Below are 18,937 nucleotides of genomic sequence, written 5' to 3'. Positions count from 1 at the left end.
GACGGGAGATCCATGCCGACGAGCGAGCACGAGGACGCTCTGCGCGGGGCACTCGCGACCGTCGCCCCGGGCACGGGACTCCGTGACGGCCTCGAACGGATCCTGCGCGGCAACACCGGCGCGCTGATCGTCATCGGCTGGGACGACGTCGTCGAGCGGTTGTGCACCGGCGGCTTCCCGCTCGACGTCGAGTTCTCCTCCACCCGGCTGCGCGAGCTGTGCAAGATGGACGGCGCGGTCGTGCTGTCCACCGACGGGCTGCGCATCGTCTACTCGGCGACGCATCTGATGCCCGACCCGGCGATCCCGACCGAGGAGTCCGGCACCCGGCACCGCACGGCGCAGCGGGTGGCGCTGCAGACCGGCTACCCGGTCATCTCCGTGTCGCAGTCGATGCGCATCATCAGCCTCTACGTCGGCGACCGCCGCTACGTGCTGGAGAGCACCGGCGAGATCCTGTCGCGGGCCAACCAGGCGATCGCGACGCTCGAGCGGTACTCCTCGCGGCTGGAGGAGGTCTCGCAGGCGCTGTCGGCGCTGGAGATCGAGGACCTCGTCACCGTGCGTGACGCCGCCATCGTCGCGCAGCGCCTCGAGATGGTGCGTCGCATCGCCGACGAGGTCACCGGGCACGTGGTCGAGCTCGGCACCGACGGCCGGCTGCTGGCGCTGCAGCTCGACGAGCTGATGGCCGGCGCCGACACCGATCGCGAGTTCATCGCCCGCGACTACCTGCCCGTGGGGCGGCGCACCGGGCGGACCGCCGGGGCGGTGCTGCGCGAGCTCGCCGAGCTCTCCGCCGTCGACCTGCTCGACCTCACCCAGGTCGCCCGGGCGATGGGGTTGCCGGGCACGCCCGAGGCGCAGGACAGTGCGGTGAGCCCGCGCGGCTACCGGTTGCTGTCGCGGGTGCCCCGGTTGCCGGCGTCGATCCTCGACCGCGTCGTCGAGCACTTCGGGGGGCTGCAGAAGATCCTGGCCGCCTCGGTCGAGGACCTGCAGGTCGTCGACGGGGTCGGCGACGGCCGGGCGCGGTCGGTGCGCGAGGGCATCTCCCGCCTCGCCGAGGTGTCGATCATCGACCGGTTCAACTAGGCCGGCCTCACCCGATGGTGAACTGCGCCGCCTTGCCGTTCTTGCCCGAGAGCTGCGCGTACAGCGTGTAGGTGCCGGCACCGACCCGCTGGCGGGTGCCCTTGCACCCCTCCTGCGACGTCCGGCCCGACCACGTGATGCTCACCCGTACCGCACGGTCGACCGGCAGCGTCCGGTCGTCGGTGCCGGGCTGGATCTCGCAGTCGTGGCTGCCCCAGACGCGCGACTCGCCGTTGTAGACCTTGAGCACGACCTGGCGGTCGGCGAGGTCCTGGACGCACGGTCGCGACCCGGTGTTGGTCACCTGCAACTCGACGACCGGCCGGTCGCCGACGTCGTAGGACTTCTTGCCGACGACGGCCTGCACGGCGAGATCGCCCTTGCCGCACCGCACGGGCGCCGCCGAGGTCGACCTCGACGCCGACTTCGAGGTCGAGCGCGGCGTGCTGGCCGGCGTCGACGAGGTGGGCGCCGACGACGAGGGCGACTCGGACGACGAGGCCGGCCCGGTCGTCGTCCCCGACGGGCTCGGGCCGCCGCTGCCCGCCGCGACCGGCCCGTCGTCGCCGCCACCGGCCACGGCGGCCCGGACGGTCAGCGCCACCAGCACCACCAGCAGGACGAGTGACCCGATGACGATCAGCCGGCGGCGCCAGTACACCGAGGGCGGGAGGTTTCCGACGGGCGAGAACATGTCGTGGGTAACGCTAGCGGCTGGAGCGGGCAGGCTCCCGCCGACGCGCGCAAGGGGCCGGCGGCGGCCGGCACCGTGGCCGGGGCGGCCCGCCGGGCGTGCGAGGATGCGGTCGGTATGCCGCCCTCCGTCCCTGCCCGCGCCGAGTCGGCTCTCGCCGGGCCCGTCCTCGCCTGGTACGACCGGGAGGCGCGCGAGCTGCCCTGGCGGGAGCCGGGCGCCGGGGCCTGGGCGGTGCTCGTCAGCGAGATCATGCTGCAGCAGACTCCGGTGAACCGGGTGCTGCCCGCGTACGCCGCGTGGCTCGCGCGCTGGCCGACGCCGGCGGCGCTCGCCGCGGCCGCGCCGGGCGACGCGGTGCGGATGTGGGGCCGGCTCGGCTACCCCCGGCGGGCACTGCGCCTGCACGAGTGCGCCCGGCAGCTCGTCGCGCGGCACGACGGGATCGTTCCGGACGACGTCGACGCGCTGCTCGCCCTGCCCGGCATCGGCGCCTACACCGCGCGAGCGGTGGCGGCGTTCGCCTACCGGCAGCGGCATCCCGTCGTCGACACCAACGTGAGACGGGTCGTCGCCCGCGCGGTGCTGGGCCGGGGTGACCCCGGGCCGCCCGCGACGACGCGTGACCTCGCCGCGGTCGAGGCGCTGCTGCCGGCCGACGCCGAGCGATCGGCCCGCTTCGGCGTCGCGCTCATGGAGCTCGGCGCGCTGGTGTGCGTCGCGCGGACACCCCGCTGCGGCTCGTGCCCGGTCGCGGCGGACTGTGCGTGGCTGGCCGCCGGCTCACCGGCGTACGAGGGCCCGACCGTCCGGCCGCAGCGGTTCGTGGGCACCGACCGGCAGGTGCGCGGGCTGCTGCTCGGCGTCCTGCGCGACGCGCGGCACCCGGTCGGCAAGGCCGCCCTGGACGTCGTCTGGACCGACGACGTGCAGCGGGAGCGCTCGCTGGACAGCCTGGTGGCCGACGGCCTGGTCGACCCGCTGCCCGACGGCACCTACGCGCTGCCGTCCTGACCCTCGACGCGGTGCCGGCGGCGGCGCGTGACGTAGCGGTGCTGCAGCCCGTCGACGTTGTCGGCGACGGTGAGCAGCAGCAGCGGCCAGTAGCTCAGCACCGGCAGCAGCAGGCAGAGGCCGAGCGCGACGGCGAAGATGACCGCATCGATCGCGGCCGGCGCCACCCGTGGCCGGGCCGCGGCACCTGCGGGCAGTTGCCGGCGCACGCCGACGGCCACGAGGGCGAGCAGGGCCGAGCTCAGTGCGAGCGTCCCGATGTAGCAGACCTTCGTCACGGCCTGGCTGCCCGCGTCGGCGAGGAGGGCGGTGGGAAACGGCAGGAAGACGATCGTCAGCGACCACGCCAGCAGCCCGGCGGCGAAACGCCGGTCGCTGTCGATCGCCCCGCGCACCACGCGGTGTTGGGCGAGCCAGATGCGCGCGATGACCAGGAAGCTGAGCACGAAGGCCCCGAACTCACCCCCGTGCTCACGGATCGTGTGCCACGCCGAGTCGCCCTCGTGCACCTCGCCGGCGAGCTCGGCGAGCGGCAGCACCAGCAGCGTGATCGCAATCGCCACGATGGCGTCGACGAAGGTCAGCAGCCGGTCGAGATCGCGGCTGCGTTCCTGCTCCGGTGAGTCGGTGTCGGGCACGCCCGCACCCTAGCGAGCAGCCGCCCCGTCCACGCCCGGCGGCCGGAACGCAGCTCGAGTGGTGAGAGGCGGTGACGCGACGAGGCCCCGCGGACGGTGTCCACGGGGCCTCGTCGGTCGTGCGTCGCGTCAGTCGGCGGAGACGTTCGCCGCCGGCTCGTCGAGGGCGAGCGCGGAGGGCTTGGCCTCGCCGCGGAAGGAGAACTGCTGGGCGCCGTCCTTCTTCATCGGGTCGACCGGCTCGGCGTCGATCAGCACGATCTGGCCGGCCTCGAGCTCGCCGAAGAGGATCTTCTCCGAGAGCGGGTCCTCGATCTCACGCTGGATGGTGCGGCGCAGCGGACGCGCCCCCAGCACGGGGTCGTACCCCTTCTCGGCGAGCAGGTTCTTCGCGTCCTGGGTCAGCTCGATGCCCATGTCCTTGTTGCGCAGCTGGACGTCGAGGCGGGCGAGCATGAGATCGACGATGCGCACGATCTCGGCCTGGCTGAGCTGGTGGAACACGATGATGTCGTCGATGCGGTTGAGGAACTCCGGGCGGAAGTGCTGCTTCAGCTCGTCGTTGACCTTCTGCTTCATCCGCTCGTAGTTCGACTCGGTGTCGTTGGCCGCGGCGAAGCCGAGCGAGACCGCCTTCGAGACGTCCCGCGTCCCGAGGTTGGTGGTCAGGATCAGCACCGTGTTCTTGAAGTCCACGATCCGGCCCTGGCCGTCGGTCAACCGACCGTCCTCGAGCACCTGCAGCAGCGTGTTGAAGACGTCCGGGTGGGCCTTCTCGACCTCGTCGAAGAGCACCACGCTGAACGGCTTGCGCCGCACCTTCTCGGTCAGCTGGCCGCCCTCGTCGTAGCCGACGTAGCCGGGGGGCGCACCGACGAGCCGCGACACGGTGTACCGGTCGTGGAACTCGGACATGTCGATCTGGATGAGCGCGTCGTCGTCGCCGAAGAGGAACTCGGCCAGCGTCTTGGACAGCTCGGTCTTACCAACGCCGGACGGCCCGGCGAAGATGAACGAGCCACCGGGACGCTTCGGGTCCTTCAGGCCGGCGCGGGTACGCCGGATCGCCTGCGAGACGGCCTTGATCGCCTGCTCCTGGCCGATGACGCGCTTGTGCAGCTCGTCCTCCATGCGCAGCAGCCGGGCGGTCTCCTCCTCGGTCAGCTTGAAGACCGGGATGCCCGTCCAGATCGCCAGCACCTCGGCGATCTGCTCGTCGTCGACCTCGGCCACGACATCGAGGTCGCCGGCCTTCCACTCGGCCTCGCGCTTGCCCTTCTCGGCGAGCAGGTTCTTCTCCTTGTCGCGCAACGACGCGGCCTTCTCGAAGTCCTGCGCGTCGATCGAGCTCTCCTTCTCGCGCCGCACGTCGGCGATGCGGTCGTCGAACTCGCGCAGGTCCGGCGGCGCGGTCATGCGACGGATGCGCATGCGGGCGCCGGCCTCGTCGATCAGGTCGATGGCCTTGTCGGGCAGGAACCGGTCGCTGATGTAGCGATCGGCCAGCCCGGCGGCCGACACCAGCGCGGCGTCGGTGATCGAGATGCGGTGGTGCGCCTCGTAGCGGTCGCGCAGGCCCTTGAGGATCTCGATGGTGTGCGCGACCGTCGGCTCACCCACCTGGATGGGCTGGAAGCGCCGCTCCAGCGCGGCGTCCTTCTCCAGGTACTTGCGGTACTCGTCGAGGGTGGTCGCACCGATGGTCTGCAGCTCGCCGCGCGCGAGCATCGGCTTGAGGATGGACGCCGCGTCGATCGCGCCCTCGGCGGCACCGGCACCGACGAGGGTGTGGATCTCGTCGATGAACATGATGATGTCGCCGCGGGTGCGAATCTCCTTGAGCACCTTCTTCAGGCGCTCCTCGAAGTCACCGCGGTAGCGGGAGCCCGCGACCAGCGAGCCGAGGTCGAGCGTGTAGAGCTGCTTGTCCTTCAGCGTCTCGGGGACCTCGCCCTTGACGATGGCCTGCGACAGCCCCTCGACGACGGCGGTCTTGCCGACGCCGGGCTCGCCGATGAGCACCGGGTTGTTCTTGGTGCGGCGGCTGAGCACCTGCATGAGGCGCTCGATCTCCTTCTCGCGCCCGATGACCGGGTCGAGCTTGCCTTCGCGGGCGGCCTGGGTGAGGTTGCGGCCGAACTGGTCGAGCACCAGGCTCGTGGACGGCGTGGCCTCGGCCGCGGTGCCGGCGGGCTCCTTGCTCTGGTAGCCGTTGAGCAGCTGGATGACCTGCTGGCGGACCTTGTTGAGGTCGGCACCGAGCTTGACCAGCACCTGCGCGGCCACGCCCTCGCCCTCGCGGATCAACCCGAGCAGGATGTGCTCGGTGCCGATGTAGTTGTGGCCGAGCTGCAGCGCCTCGCGCAGCGAGAGCTCGAGCACCTTCTTGGCCCGCGGCGTGAACGGGATGTGCCCGCTCGGCGCCTGCTGGCCCTGGCCGATGATCTCCTCGACCTGCTGGCGGACGGCATCGAGGGAGATGCCGAGGGATTCCAGGGCCTTGGCCGCCACGCCCTCGCCCTCGTGGATGAGCCCGAGCAGGATGTGCTCGGTGCCGATGTAGTTGTGGTTGAGCATCCTGGCCTCTTCCTGGGCCAGGACGACTACGCGCCGCGCGCGGTCTGTGAACCGTTCGAACATCTGGGGGCAGCTCCTTCCGCGCCGATTTCCGCTGCGTCCTGCACGTCCAACTGTAGTCCGCACAGGTGACGAACACCCGGCTCACCCGTGGTGGACCGGTCCGGACGCCCGAGGCGCGGTGGCGGGGCATCCACCGGGGTCAACGACGCAGCGGCCCCGATGATGCCGGCGGTCGTTAAGCCGCGGGCGAACGGCCGCCGCCCACGACGGGCACGAGCCCGGGCCGGCGCGGTGCCCGGCCCGGGCTCGGACGAGGCGACGGTCGGTGCCGCCGTGCCCCGCGAATTCGGTGCGACGTCAGTTCTGCGCGTTGTACGCCTCGACGATGTGCGCCGGGATTCGACCCTTCTCGCCCACCTTGTAGTCGTGATTACGGGCCCATTCCCGAATTGCCTGCGTCTGCTCGCGGTCGCCCCGCGCCGGGCGCCCCCGGCGGACCGCGCCGGGCTGCCGCGACCTGCCCGAAGCGCGTCGCGCATTGGCCACGTACTTCGCGAGCGAGTCACGCAGCTGCGCGGCGTTCTTCGACGAAAGATCGATTTCGTAACTCGACCCGTCGATGCCGAACAGAACGGTTTCGTCCGCCGTGCCTTCGTCCAGATCGTCGATGAGCGTGACGACCGTTTTCTGCGCCATGTGCAAAACCATTCTCTACGAGGAACGAGGTGTCCTCGCCACCCTAGCGCAGCACTCGAATTGCCGACGGCAGCACCGACCGCGAACCGTGCGTCGAATTAGAGCGGCTTGAGAAGCGGGAACAGAATGGTCTCGCGTATACCGCGCCCGGTCAGCACCATGATCAATCGGTCCACGCCCATGCCCATGCCGCCGGTCGGCGGCATGCCGTACTCCAGCGCCCGCAGGAAGTCCTCGTCCAGCTCCATCGCCTCGGGATCGCCCTTCGCGGCGGCCATCGACTGCTCGACCAGGCGGCGACGCTGCTCGACCGGGTCGACGAGCTCGGAGTACGCCGGCGCGATCTCGACGCCGCCGATGATGAGGTCCCACGCCTCGGCCAGCCGCGGGTCGTCGCGGTGCGGGCGGGCCAGCGGGCGGACCGAGACCGGGTAGTCGCGCACGAACGTCGGCTGCACCAGGGTGTGCTCGACCAGCTTCTCGTAGAGTTCCAGCACGATCTCCCCCGCGCCCCAGTCCGGGTGGAGCGTCACGCCCGCACGCTCGGCGAGCGCGCGCAGCGTGGGGACGTCGGTGTCGGCGTCCACGGCCTCGCCGAGCGCGCCGGCCACCGCGTCGTGCACCCGCACCGTGCGCCATTCGCCGGCCAGGTCGATCTCGGTGCCGTCGGCGGTCACCGGTGTCTCGAGATCGACCGACCGAGCGGCGTCGAGGATCAGCGAACGGGTGAGATCGGCCATGGTGTCGTAGTCGCCGTAGGCCTGATAGGCCTCGAGCATCGTGAACTCCGGCGAGTGGCTGGAATCGACGCCTTCGTTGCGAAACGTCGGCCCGATCTCGTAAACGCGCTCGATACCACCGACGATGCAGCGCTTGAGATACAGCTCGGTGGCTATTCGCAGCGACATTTCCTGGTCGAAGGCGAACAGATGGGTGTGGAACGGACGCGCGGCCGCACCGCCGTGCACCGCCTGCAGGATCGGTGTTTCGACCTCCAGGTACCGACGCGAGTCCAGCGTGGATCGCAGCGACCGCAGTACCTGCGCGCGCGTGTGCACCATCGTGCGCGCCTCGGGCCGCACGATCAGGTCGACGTAGCGCTGGCGCACCCGCATCTCGTCGGACAACGGTTTGTGCGCCACCGGCAACGGTCGCAACGCTTTTGCCGTGATGCGGTACTCGTCGGCGAGAATCGACAGTTCCCCGCGTTTGGACGACACGACCTCGCCGCGCACGAAGACGAGGTCACCGAGATCGACGTCGGCTTTCCACGCCGCCAACGCGTCGGCACCCACGCGGTCGAGCGAGAGCATCACCTGCAGTTCGCCGTCGTCCTCGCGCAGCATCGCGAAGCACAGCTTGCCGGTGTTGCGCACATGGATGACCCGGCCGGTCACGCCCTCGACCACCCCGGTCTCGGTGCCGGGCCCGAGGTCGGGGTGCGCCGCGCGCACCTGCGCCAGGGTGGTGGTGCGGGCGACGTGGACAGGGAACGGCGCGCGGGCCGGATCGGCGACGAGGCGGTCGTACTTCTCGCGACGGACGCGCAGCTGCTCGGGCAGGTCGTCGGCCGCGGTGTCCTCGCCGGCGGCTGGGTCATCGCTCACGGAGGGTGAGCCTATCGACGCGATCGGCCGGCTTTGCGCCGCATGCCGGTCCCGGCCCGCAGCGGGCGCCGCACCTGACGAATGTCACGGCCAGCACGGCGGCGCGCACACTGCCGCGCCGACGGCGACCGGCGAATAGTTGCGGGCATGACGAGATCGGACGCGCCGAGCGCCGGCGTTGCGCTGCGCGGTTTGCACAAGTCGTTCCGGACCCCGGCCGGTGTCGTCCGGGCCGTCCGCGGTCTCGACCTGGCCGTCGCGCCGGGCGAGACGGTGGCTCTGCTCGGCCCGAACGGCGCGGGCAAGTCGACCACCATCGACATGCTGCTCGGCCTGACCCGGCCCGACGCCGGCGAGGTCGGCCTGTTCGGCCGGCCGCCGGCGCAGGCCATCGCCGAGGGCGCCGTCGGCGCGATGCTGCAGACGGGCGGGCTGATCGCCTTTCTCAGCGTGCGGGAACTGCTGACCATGACCGGCTCCTTCTACACCGACCCGCTGCCGGTCGACGAGGTCCTGCAGATCACCGGGACCCTCGACGTCGCCGACCGGCGCACCACCAAGCTGTCCGGTGGTCAGACCCAGCGCGTCCGCGCGGCGATGGCCCTGGTCAGCAACCCCGACCTGCTGGTGCTCGACGAGCCGACGGTGGCGATGGACGTCGAGGGGCGGCACACGTTCTGGGAGGCGGTGCGCGCGTTCGCCCGCGGCGGCAAGACCGTGCTGTTCGCCACGCACTACCTCGAGGAGGCGGACCGCTACGCCGACCGGGTCGTCCTCATGGCCCAGGGGCGCGTCGTGGCGGACGGGCCGGCCAACGAGATCAAGGCGATGGTCGGCGGTCGCACGCTGCGCGCCACCCTGCCCGGGGCGGACCTCGGCGCGCTCGCCGCGCTGCCGGGCGTCACCGCGACCGACAGCCGGGGTGACGCGGTCGTGCTCACCTGCGCCGACTCCGACGCCGCCGTGCGTGCCCTGCTCGGCCAATACCCGCAGGCGAAGGACATCGAGATCAGCAGCGCCGGTCTCGAGGCCGCCTTCCTCGCCCTCACCGGCGACCCGACCGACCCCGCCACCGAGGAGATCACCGCATGAACGCCGTCTACCTGCGTTACGAGCTGCTGCGACTGTTCCGCAACCGGCAGAGCTTCGTGTTCTCGCTCGTCGTGCCGCTCGTCGTGTTCCTCGCCGTCGGCGGCTCGAACCGCGACGTGAAGCCCTACGGCAACGACGTCACCCTCGCCCGCTACTACCTGGCCGGGATGATCGCGCTCGGCACGATGGCGGCGGTGTTCACCGGCGGCGCGCGGATCGCGTTCGAACGGCAGGTCGGGTGGAACCGTCAGCTCCGACTGACCCCGCTCGCCGCCGGCACCTACCTGCGCGTGAAGGTGCTGACGTCCTACCTGATCGCCGTCCTCGTCATCGTCCTGCTGACGGCGGCCGCGCTCGCCATCGGTGTCTCACTGCACCCCGCCGACTGGCTCGAGGCGGTCGGCCTGACGCTGGTGGCGCTCGTCCCCTTCGCCGCGTTCGGCATCGGGATCGGGCACCTGGTCAAGGGCGATGCCATGGGCCCGGTCATCGGGTTGGGCGTCTCGTTCTTCGCCATCCTCGGCGGCGCGTACTTCCCGCTCGGCGGCGACCACGGGTTCCTGCACGAGCTCGTGCGCGTCATCCCGTCGTTCTGGCTGGTGCAGGCGGGCAAGACCGGGATCGGCGGCGAGTCGTGGACGGTCGAGGCATGGCTCGTCGTCGTCGGCTGGGCCGTCGTGCTCGGGGCCGGCGCGATGTGGGCCTACCGGCGCGACACCGCCCGGGCGTGAGGCCGCGACGTAGCCTGGGCGCGCGATGAACACCACGAGCTGCGAGCCTGAGGGCCCCACCGTCCGCTGGGACCGTGGGTGGCGCCGCTACATCTTCCCGGCCTTCTGGCTCGTCTACCTCGGGCAGACGGTCGCCGGCGTGCAGAAGCACTCGACGGGGGCCGCGGCCGCGGCCGGTTACACGATCGTCGGGTGCTTCGCCGTCGGTTACCTCCTGGCCCTGCAGCGCGGCATGGACCGCCGCCCGAGGTCCTTCTGGGTGCTCTACGGCCTGGGATTCGCGCTGACCGCGGTCGAGTGCGTGTTCGCGCACCAGGACGCCCTCGCGTTCCTGGTGTACCTGTCGGTGCTGACGGTGGCGACGCGACGCCCGGTCGTCATCGTGGTGGCGACGCTCGGGTACGCGACGGCCGCGATCGCCCTGCCGCCGCTGGTGACCAGCTGGCACGCCGCCGCGGACTGGGACCTCGGCATCACCCTGGTGCTGGTGGCGTTCGCGCTGCTCGGCTTCTTCAAGATCATCGACGCCAACGAGGCCCTCGCCGCCGCCCGGGCGGAGGTCGCCCGGCTCGCCGCGGAGAACGAGCGCTCGCGCATCGCCCGCGACCTGCACGACCTGCTCGGGCACTCGCTCACCACCATCACCGTCAAGGCCGGCCTCGCCCGGCGGCTGGCCGAACGCGGCGAGGACGATCGTGCGCGCGCCGAGATCGCCGAGGTCGAGCAGCTCAGCCGCCGCACCCTGGGCGACGTCCGGGCCGCCGTCTCGGCGCATCGCGAGCTGACGCTGGCCGGCGAGCTCGCCACCGGGCGGGAGGTGCTGCGGGCCGCCGGCATCATCGCCGAGCTGCCGGCGAGCGTCGCCGAGGTCGACCAGGACGTCGAGGAGCTGTTCGGCTGGGTGGTGCGCGAGGGTCTCACCAACGTCATCCGTCACTCGCGGGCCACCCACGTACGCATCACGCTCGGTGCCCGCAGCCTGGAGATCGCCGACGACGGCCGCGGCGGCGTCGCACCGGCGGGCAACGGGCTGCGCGGCGTGCGGGAACGGGTCGAGGCGCTGCGCGGCCGGCTCCACGTCGCGGGACGCGCCGACGGCTTCGTGCTGCGGGTCGACGTGCCCGCCCCGGCCACGGTGCCCGCGCGCGATCTGAGTCGGGCGCCGTGATCCGGCTGCTGCTCGCCGACGACCAGAACCTCGTCCGCACCGCTCTCGCGGCGTTGCTCGAGCTCGAGGACGACTTCGAGGTCGTCGCGCAGGTCGCCCGCGGCGACGAGGTCGTCGCCGCGGCCCTGGCCGCGCGCCCGGACGTCGCGCTGCTCGACATCGAGATGCCCGGGATGGACGGCCTGGCCGCCGCCGCCGCGCTCTCGCACGAGCTGCCGTCGTGCCGGCTGCTCATCCTGACCGCGTTCGGACGGCCCGGCTATCTGCGCCGGGGCATGGAGGCCGGTGCGTCCGGCTTCGTCGTCAAGGACGCCCCGGCCGAGCAGCTGGCCGACGCCGTGCGCCGCATCGCCCGCGGCGAGCGGGTCGTCGACCCCGCCCTCGCCGCCGCCACCCTCGCCGGCGGCCCCTCACCGCTCACCGGGCGCGAGCGCGACGTCCTGGTCGCCGCGCGCGACGGCGCGACCGTGGCCGACGTCGCCGCCAAGCTCTTCCTCTCCGAGGGCACGGTGCGCAACTACCTGTCCGCCGCCATCGCGAAGACCGGCGTCCGCAACCGGACCGAGGCCGTCCGGGTCGCCGACGAGCGGGGTTGGCTGTAGCGCGGAGTGCTCGGGGTCAGAGCTGGCGGGCGAGCTCGGCGGCCAGTTCGAGGTGGTCCAGGTCGCTCAGGTCGAGCGTCTGCAGGTAGCCGCGGGTCGCGCCCTCGGCCGCGAAGGCGCCGAGCTTGTCGACGACCTCGGCGACGGTGCCGGCGGCCGCACTGCTCGCCCGCACCTCGTCGACGTCGCGACCGATCGCGGCGGCCCGCCGGGCGACCTCGGCGTCGTCGCGCCCGAGGCACAGCACCTGGGCGGCGGAGTAGACGAGCTCGCGGCCGGTCTCGGCAGCGGCGGCGCGAACACGGCCGAAGATCTCGCGGGTGCGTTCCAGGGACGAGAACGCGACGTTGTACTCGTCGGCGTACCGGGCGGCGAGCGCGGCGCCGCGCTTCTTCCCGGCACCGCCGAGGACGAACGGCGGCCGGGGCGACTGCGTCGGCTTCGGCAGCGCGGGCGAGTCCGCGAGCCGGTAGTGCGCGCCGGCGAAGGAGTACCGCTCGCCCGCCGGCGTCCGGAACAGCCCGTCGAGGATCTCGACCTGCTCGGCGAACCGGTCGAAGCGTTCGGCGGTGTCCGGGTACGGGATGCCGTACGCGGTGTGCTCGGCGTCGAACCACCCGACGCCGAGCCCCAGCTCGACGCGGCCGCCGCTCATGGCGTCGACGTTCGCGACGCTGATCGCCAACGGCCCGGGCAGCCGGAACGTCGCCGGCGAGACCAGCGTGCCGAGGCGCACGCGGGACGTGTCGCGGGCCAGCCCGGCCAGCGTGATCCACGCGTCGGACGGACCGGGCAACCCGTCGCCGTCGCCCATCGACAGGTAGTGGTCGGAGCGGAAGAACGCGTCGAAGCCGAGGTCCTCGGTCGCGCGGGCGACCCGCAGGAGGTCGTCGTAGCTCGCTCCCTGTTGCGGCTCGGTGAAGATGCGCAGCTGCACGTCAGGCGTTCCTTTCCCAGATGAGGCGGAGTCCGATCAGGGTGAGCGCCGGCTCGTACCGGGTCACCGTCTCGCTGTGGTCGATGACGAGGGACGCGAGCCCCCCGGTCGCGATGACGTGCACCGCGGCGGGGTCGTCGGGCACGAGCGCACTCGACAGCCGCCGCACCATGCCGTCCACCTGACCCGCGAAGCCGTAGAGGATGCCCGACTGCAGGGACTCCACCGTGTTCTTCCCGATGGGGCTGCGGGGCGCGACGAGCTCGACCTTGCGCAGCTGCGCGGCCCGTGCGGCGAGCGCGTCCAGCGAGATCTCGATGCCGGGCGCGAGCGCGCCGCCGAGGAAGTCACCCCGCGGGCTGATGACGTCGAAGTTGGTCGAGGTGCCGAAGTCGACGACCACGCAGGGGCTGCCGGTGAGGTGGTACGCGGCCGCGGTGTTGCAGATGCGGTCGGTGCCGACCTCCTTGGGGTTGTCGGTGAGGATGCTGACCCCGGTGCGGACGCCGGGCTCCACGAGCACCGTGGGCACGCCCGCGTAGTAGCGCGCCAGCATCGTCCGCAGCTCGCGCATGACGGCGGGGACGGTGGAGCAGGCCGCGATCCCGGTGACCGGCAGGTCGGCGACCAGCCCACGGAAGGCGAGCGCCAGCTCGTCGGCGGTCGTGCGCGCGTCGGACTTGATGCGCCACGAGTCGCGCATCTCGTCGCCGTCGAACACCCCCATCACCGTGTTGGTGTTGCCGACGTCGATGGCCAGCAGCATCGCTACTCCCCGAGGTCCAGGCCGATGTCGAGAACGGGCGCCGAGTGGGTCAGCGCACCGACGGCAAGATAGTCGACGCCCGTCTCGGCGACCTCGCGCGCGTTGTCGAGCGAGAGCCGGCCGGACGCCTCCAACTTTGCGCGTCCTCGCGTGAAAGCCACGACCTCACGCATGAGGGCCGGCGACATGTTGTCGAGCAGGACGAGGTCTGCCCCGGCCGCGATGACGTCGCGGGCCTGCTCCACCGTGTCGACCTCGATCTCGAGTGCGAGGTCCGGGTGCGCCGCCCGCACCAGCCGGAAGGCGGCGACGACGCCGCCGGCCGCCGCCACGTGGTTGTCCTTGACGAGCGCCGCGTCCGAGAGCGACATGCGGTGGTTCACGCCGCCGCCGCAGCGCACCGCGTACTTCTCCAGCGCACGCAGGCCGGGCATCGTCTTGCGGGTGTCGCGGACGTGCGCGCCGGTACCCGCGATCGCGTCGACCCAGCGGCGGGTGAGCGTCGCCACCCCGGACAGGTGACCGAGCAGGTTCAGCGCGGTCCGCTCGGCCGTCAGCAGATCCCGGACCGGCCCGGACACGGTGGCCAGCACCTCGCCCGCCGAGACCCGTGCCCCGTCGGCGCTGCCGTACTCGAAGACGACCCGTCCCTGCCCGACCGCGGCGAACACCCGCTCGGCGACGGGCAGCCCGGCGACCACGCCGTCCTGGCGCGCCGCCAGCGCGGCCCGGGCCACGCTCGCCGCGTCGACCGTGGCGAGCGTGGTGACATCGCCGGCGGCGCCGAGATCCTCGGCCAGCGCCAGCGTCACGACGTCGGCGACGACACGGTCCGGCAGGTCGTACTCGGTCACGGCTGCTCCCCCGCTGCGAACCGGGTGAGCAAGACGCCGTCGCGCCCCAGCTCGGTGTCGAGGTGGCCACGCCACCGCTCGTCGTCCCGGTCGGGATGGTCGTCGCGCCAGTGTGCGCCACGGGTCTCGCGTCGTTCGAGCGCAGCCTGCACGAGCGCGGCGGACACGGTCAGCAGGTTGGTCGTCTCCCACGCCTCGGTGCCGGGCGCGCCGCCGTCGCGCGCGACGAGGTCGTCGAGGCCCGCGGTCGCGGCGCGCAATCCCACCTCGTCGCGGAGCACGCCGACCTGCGCCGACATCAGCTGCTGCAACGGCACCCGCGCTCCGCCGTCGAGCAGGCCACCGACGGCCGGCGCGTGCGGCGGACGGGGCCGCGGATCGGCCGGCTCGCCGAGCCTCGCGACGAGCGTGTCGGCGATCCGGTGGCCGAAGACGAGCCCTTCGAGCAGCGAGTTGGACGCCAACCGGTTGGCCCCGTGGACGCCGGTGCACGCCGACTCGCCGCACACGAAGAGGTTGCGCAACGACGCCTCGCCGGTGAGGTCGGTGCGCACCCCGCCGCTGGCGTAGTGGCACGCAGGGACGACCGGGATCAGGTCGTGGACCGGGTCGATGCCCAGGGAGACCAGCGTGGAGTGGATAGTCGGGAACCGGACCCGCCACTTCTCGACGCCGAAGTGCCGCGCGTCCAGCCACAGGTGGTCGGCGCCCGTCTCGCGCATCCGGCGCAGGATCGCCTTGGCGACGACGTCGCGCGGCGCGAGGTCGGCCAGCGGGTGCTGTCCGGTCATGAACCGCTCGCCGGCGCCGTCCACGAGGAACGCGCCCTCACCGCGCACCGCCTCGCTCACGAGCGGCTGCTGTCCGGACGAGCGCGGTCCGAGGTAGGCGACGGTCGGGTGGAACTGCACGAACTCGAGGTCGCGGACGACGGCGCCGGCCCGCAGGGCCGCGGCCACGCCGTCACCGGTCGACACGCTCGGATTGGTGGTCGACGCGTAGACCTGGCCGAACCCGCCGGTGGCGAGGACGACCGCGCGGGCGTGCACCGCACCCACTCCGTCGCGCTGCCCCTCGCCCATGACGTGCAGCGTCAACCCCGTCACGGCGCCGTCGACGTCCGTCGTCAGGTCGAGCAGCAGCGCGTGCTCGATGACCTGCACGCCGGTCGCGTCGAGCACCCGCGTGACGAGCGCGCGCTCGATCTCGGCGCCCGTGGCGTCGCCGCCGGCGTGCGCGATGCGGTCGCGGTGGTGGCCGCCCTCGCGGGTGAGCGACAGCCTGCCGTCGGCGCCGCGGTCGAAGCGCGTGCCCATCTGCGCGAGCTCGCGCACCGCGGCCGCGCCCTCGCGCACCAGCACCCGCACGGCCGCCTCGTCGCACACACCGGCACCGGCCACGACGGTGTCGGTGAAGTGCTCGTCGGCGGAGTCGCCGGCGTCCAGCGCCGCCGCGATGCCGCCCTGTGCCCATCGGGTCGAGCCCGCGGCCAGCACGTCCTTCGTCACGACGAGGACCCGCAACGACGACTGCCGGCTCAGGTGCAGCGCCGTGGTCAGCCCGGCGATCCCCGATCCCACGACGACGACGTCGGTGTCGACGCTCCAGCCCGGCTCGGGGGCGGCGAGGCGGATGGGCAGTCGCGTCACAGGGTCACCGCCACGTTGTCGATGAGCCGGGTCGAGCCCACGCGGGCCGCCACGAGCAGCCGGGCCGGACCGTGCTCGGGGATCTCGCCGAGGTCGGTGCCGCGCAGTTCCAGGTAGTCGACGGCGAGGGCACCCGTCCCGTCCTCCCGGCCGAGCTCGGCCGTCGCCGCGGCGATGACGGCGAGCGCGCCCTGCGGCGCGGCGTCCCGGCCCGCGGACAGCGCGCGTGACAAGGCGAGCGCGTGACGACGCTCGTCGGGCGAGAGGTAGACGTTGCGGCTCGACAGCGCGAGGCCGTCGGGCTCGCGCACGGTGGGGACGCCGACGATCACCACACCGAGGTCGAGATCGTCGGACAGCTGGCGGATCAGGGTCAGCTGCTGGTAGTCCTTCTCCCCGAAGTAGGCCCGGTCGGGGCGCACCAGGTTGAGGAACTTGCCGACGACCGTGAGCACGCCGGCGAAGTGCCCCGGCCGGACGGCGCCCTCGAGCAGGTCCCCGACGGGTCCCGGTTCGATGCGGACCCGCGTCGCACCGCCGCGCGGGTAGACGTCCTCGACACCGGGCGCCCAGACGAGATCGACCCCGACGTCCTCGCACACCGCGAGGTCGGCATCGAGCGTGCGCGGATACTTCGCGAGGTCCTCGCCCGGGCCGAACTGCATCGGGTTCACGAAGTTCGTCGTGACGACGGCCGCGCACTCGTCGCGCGCGGCCTGCAGCAGCGCGCGGTGACCGGCGTGCAGCGCACCCATCGTCGGCACGAGCCCCACCGGCGCGGGCAGCTGCGCGCGGGCGGCCGCGAACTCGGCGCGAGTGCGGACGACCCTCACGCCAGCACCTCGACGACCGCGGCGAACGCGTCGTCGGAGAGCCGTCCGGACGCATGGGCGCGTTCCGCCGTCCGACGGGCCATGGCCAGGTACGCGGGCAGGACCTGCGGCCCGTCGGCCGCGAGGGTCGTGACGTGACGGCGGACCGTCTCGACGTCGCCGCGCACGACCGGTCCGGTCAGGGCGGCGTCCCCGAGGCGCAGCACGTTGTCGAGCGAAGCGCTCAGCAGCGGCGCGACGAGGCGCGCGGGCTCGGCCACGCCGACGCCGTCGAGCAGCGAGGTCGCGTCGTTGACGAGCGTAACGAGGTGGTTGGACGCGACCGACAGCGCGGCGTGGTAGAGCGCCCGGGCGGGCTCGGGCACCCACACCGGCTCGCCCCCCATCTCCAGCACGAGCGACTCGGCGACCGGGCGCAGCTCCTCCGGCGAGGTGACGCCGAACGGGGCGCCGGTCAGCCGGTCGAGGTCCTCGGGGCGGCCGGTGAAGGTCATGACGGGGTGCAGCGCGAGGGCGAGCACCCCCCGGGCGGCGGCCGGGTCGAGCACCCCGACCCCCTGGGCGCCGGACGTGTGGGCGACGAGCTGGCCGGTGCGCCAGCCGTCGGTGTCGGCGAGGCCCGCGACGAGGCCGCGCAGCGCGTCGTCGGGCACCGCCAGCAGCACGAGGTCGGCCGCGGCCACCGTCTCGTCCGGCGGCAGGACGGGCACACCGGGCAGCAGCAGCTCGGCCCGTCGTCGGGACCGGTCCGAGACCCCGCTGACCGCCACGATCTCGTGCCCGGCGCGAGCCAGGGCCGCGCCGAGCGCGCCGCCGACCCGGCCGACACCCACGACGCCCACGCGCAATCGCGGTCGGGCAGCCTCCACGTCCGTCGAGCCTAGTGTCGGGCGAGCACGGTACGCGCGGCCGGTAAGTTCTTGTCCCGTGGATGACCTGCAACAGGCGGTCGCCCGGAGCGCCGACTCCGCCGACCTGCACGCCAACGTCCCCACGCTGCTGCTCGAGCTGCAGACGATGCTCGGCTCGCTGGGCGCGACCGTCACCAGCGACACCGACCGGGGCCGGCGGCCGTACCGTCCGGGCGAGGACTGGCCGCGCCGGCTGGGCGAGCTCGCCTACGGCGTCTACCTGCTCGCCGATCAGACGGGGGTGGACATCGCCCGCGTCGTCACCGACACGGCGGCCCGGTTGGCCCAGCAGGCCGAACAGGCACGCGCCCGCACCGACGACGCCTGGCCCTTCGAGGGCTGACGGTGCGGCGTCGCGTCCGCGCACGCGACGTCGACGCCCGTCGTCGAGCGCGGCCGGCCACTGCCCACCACGACAGAAGTGCGTGACGGGCCTCACTGCGACGTCGCCCACGTGTCGGCGACCGGTGGCCGCTCGCGCGGGAAACCCTTGCTACACAAGGGATGTGGGGCACATGACGAGTCTGCGGAGTGACGCCCGACGGGTGCGGGACGCTCGTCGCGGTCGTGCCTGCGCCACTCCGGTCCACGGGGGCGGCGCGGTCGCGACCGTCGGCGCGGTGATCGTGACGACGGTCGCTGTCCTGCTCGCGCTCGGTTCGCCTCCCCCGGTCGTCCTCGTCGCCGCGCTCGTGATCCTGCTCGTCGGTGCCGTCGCCGCCCGTCGCGTCACGGCGAACCTGCTCGCGGGGCTGGGCCTGTTGATCGTGCGGCCCTACCAGCGGGGCGAACGCGTCCGCCTCCACACCCCCGACGTCGCCGCGGTCCTCGACGCCGAGGTCGTGCGCATCGGGCTGCTCAACACGACGCTCGCGACGACGACCGGTGTCGAGACCGTCCCGAACACCCGGCTGCTGCGCACCCCGCCGGACCGCCCCTCGTCACGCTGAGGCGCACCCGTCCCGCGATCTTCCTGCACTCCCCGCGTCCTCCATCGCCAGGCGCCGGCAGATCCCGTCTGCCTCGACCGGCCACAGCCGACGAAACAAGCAAGCAGGCTTGCTTCTTCT

The 18,937-nt window shown here is 72.7% G+C and carries 19 protein-coding genes; 8 read left to right on the top strand and 11 right to left on the bottom strand.

Going from position 1 to position 18,937, the window contains the following annotated elements:
- The first annotated feature begins 12 nt into the window (after positions 1–12).
- The gene (disA, locus tag BUE29_RS17210) at positions 13–1,095 is read left to right on the top strand and encodes a DNA integrity scanning diadenylate cyclase DisA (protein ID WP_073391679.1); all 1,083 of its coding nucleotides are present in this window, start codon (positions 13–15) and stop codon (positions 1,093–1,095) included.
- Positions 1,096–1,102: 7 nt separating this feature from the next.
- Here the strand turns inward: disA and BUE29_RS17205 are convergent, their stop codons facing one another.
- Positions 1,103–1,789, bottom strand: a complete 687-nt coding sequence (locus BUE29_RS17205) for a hypothetical protein (RefSeq protein WP_073391678.1) — start codon at positions 1,787–1,789, stop codon at positions 1,103–1,105.
- A gap of 117 nt (positions 1,790–1,906) precedes the next feature.
- On the opposite strand from BUE29_RS17205, the gene BUE29_RS17200 reads away from it, so the two are divergent.
- On the top strand, positions 1,907–2,803 hold the full coding sequence (locus BUE29_RS17200; protein WP_073391677.1) for an HhH-GPD family protein: 897 nt from the start codon (positions 1,907–1,909) through the stop codon (positions 2,801–2,803).
- Here the strand turns inward: BUE29_RS17200 and BUE29_RS17195 are convergent.
- From BUE29_RS17195 to lysS, 4 genes are all read right to left on the bottom strand, one after another.
- On the bottom strand, positions 2,785–3,441 hold the full coding sequence (locus BUE29_RS17195; RefSeq protein WP_073391676.1) for a TMEM175 family protein: 657 nt from the start codon (positions 3,439–3,441) through the stop codon (positions 2,785–2,787). The genes BUE29_RS17200 and BUE29_RS17195 overlap by 19 nt on opposite strands.
- Before the next feature lie 129 nt (positions 3,442–3,570).
- Positions 3,571–6,081 (bottom strand): ATP-dependent Clp protease ATP-binding subunit, encoded by a 2,511-nt coding sequence (locus tag BUE29_RS17190; protein WP_073391675.1) that lies wholly within the window; start codon positions 6,079–6,081, stop codon positions 3,571–3,573.
- 297 nt (positions 6,082–6,378) lie between these two features.
- The gene (locus tag BUE29_RS17185; protein ID WP_073391933.1) at positions 6,379–6,717 is read right to left on the bottom strand and encodes a histone-like nucleoid-structuring protein Lsr2; all 339 of its coding nucleotides are present in this window, start codon (positions 6,715–6,717) and stop codon (positions 6,379–6,381) included.
- Between the two features lie 98 nt (positions 6,718–6,815).
- Positions 6,816–8,324, bottom strand: a complete 1,509-nt coding sequence (lysS, locus tag BUE29_RS17180; RefSeq protein WP_073391674.1) for a lysine--tRNA ligase — start codon at positions 8,322–8,324, stop codon at positions 6,816–6,818.
- 147 nt (positions 8,325–8,471) lie between these two features.
- Here lysS and BUE29_RS17175 point away from each other — a divergent pair, with 147 nt between their 5' ends.
- The 4 genes from BUE29_RS17175 to BUE29_RS17160 are packed head-to-tail and all read left to right on the top strand — an operon-like array spanning position 8,472 to position 11,917.
- Entirely contained in the window at positions 8,472–9,416 is a 945-nt protein-coding gene (locus BUE29_RS17175; protein ID WP_073391673.1) for an ABC transporter ATP-binding protein, read from the top strand.
- Entirely contained in the window at positions 9,413–10,147 is a 735-nt protein-coding gene (locus BUE29_RS17170; RefSeq protein WP_073391672.1) for an ABC transporter permease, read from the top strand. Before BUE29_RS17175 ends, BUE29_RS17170 begins: the two co-directional genes overlap by 4 nt.
- A 25-nt stretch (positions 10,148–10,172) precedes the next feature.
- The gene (locus BUE29_RS17165) at positions 10,173–11,315 is read left to right on the top strand and encodes a sensor histidine kinase (RefSeq protein ID WP_073391671.1); all 1,143 of its coding nucleotides are present in this window, start codon (positions 10,173–10,175) and stop codon (positions 11,313–11,315) included.
- Positions 11,312–11,917 carry a response regulator transcription factor gene (locus BUE29_RS17160; RefSeq protein WP_073391670.1) on the top strand — a complete coding sequence of 202 codons (606 nt, stop codon included), beginning with the start codon at positions 11,312–11,314 and terminating at the stop codon, positions 11,915–11,917. Before BUE29_RS17165 ends, BUE29_RS17160 begins: the two co-directional genes overlap by 4 nt.
- 16 nt (positions 11,918–11,933) lie before the next feature.
- Here BUE29_RS17160 and BUE29_RS17155 read toward each other — a convergent pair whose 3' ends face one another.
- From BUE29_RS17155 to BUE29_RS17135, 6 genes are read right to left on the bottom strand one after another with little or no spacing between them, the layout of a single operon-like run.
- On the bottom strand, positions 11,934–12,854 hold the full coding sequence (locus BUE29_RS17155) for an LLM class F420-dependent oxidoreductase (RefSeq protein WP_073391669.1): 921 nt from the start codon (positions 12,852–12,854) through the stop codon (positions 11,934–11,936).
- 1 nt (position 12,855) lies between these two features.
- Positions 12,856–13,620 (bottom strand): type III pantothenate kinase, encoded by a 765-nt coding sequence (locus BUE29_RS17150; RefSeq protein ID WP_073391668.1) that lies wholly within the window; start codon positions 13,618–13,620, stop codon positions 12,856–12,858.
- 2 nt (positions 13,621–13,622) lie between these two features.
- Positions 13,623–14,474 (bottom strand): carboxylating nicotinate-nucleotide diphosphorylase, encoded by an 852-nt coding sequence (gene nadC / locus BUE29_RS21610; RefSeq protein WP_234971506.1) that lies wholly within the window; start codon positions 14,472–14,474, stop codon positions 13,623–13,625.
- The gene (locus BUE29_RS21605; protein WP_200800285.1) at positions 14,471–16,123 is read right to left on the bottom strand and encodes an L-aspartate oxidase; all 1,653 of its coding nucleotides are present in this window, start codon (positions 16,121–16,123) and stop codon (positions 14,471–14,473) included. Before BUE29_RS21605 ends, nadC begins: the two co-directional genes overlap by 4 nt.
- A complete protein-coding gene (gene panC / locus BUE29_RS17140; RefSeq protein WP_073391667.1) occupies positions 16,120–16,956 on the bottom strand; it encodes a pantoate--beta-alanine ligase in 837 nt (278 codons plus the stop codon). Before panC ends, BUE29_RS21605 begins: the two co-directional genes overlap by 4 nt.
- Complete coding sequence (locus BUE29_RS17135) at positions 16,953–17,825, bottom strand: Rossmann-like and DUF2520 domain-containing protein (RefSeq protein WP_073391666.1); 873 nt, start codon at positions 17,823–17,825, stop codon at positions 16,953–16,955. The genes panC and BUE29_RS17135 overlap by 4 nt, the downstream gene beginning before the upstream one ends.
- Positions 17,826–17,883: 58 nt before the next feature.
- On the opposite strand from BUE29_RS17135, the gene BUE29_RS22580 reads away from it, so the two are divergent.
- Positions 17,884–18,210 (top strand): hypothetical protein, encoded by a 327-nt coding sequence (locus BUE29_RS22580; protein WP_073391665.1) that lies wholly within the window; start codon positions 17,884–17,886, stop codon positions 18,208–18,210.
- Positions 18,211–18,487: 277 nt separating this feature from the next.
- Positions 18,488–18,817, top strand: a complete 330-nt coding sequence (locus tag BUE29_RS22575; RefSeq protein WP_159440891.1) for a mechanosensitive ion channel domain-containing protein — start codon at positions 18,488–18,490, stop codon at positions 18,815–18,817.
- Positions 18,818–18,937 lie beyond the last annotated feature (120 nt).

The sequence above is a fragment of the Jatrophihabitans endophyticus genome (assembly GCF_900129455.1).
Classification (GTDB): Bacteria; Actinomycetota; Actinomycetes; order Mycobacteriales; family Jatrophihabitantaceae; genus Jatrophihabitans; species Jatrophihabitans endophyticus.
The sequence above is the reverse complement of the archived record's forward strand: the minus strand, read 5'-3'. Positions and strand labels throughout refer to the sequence as shown.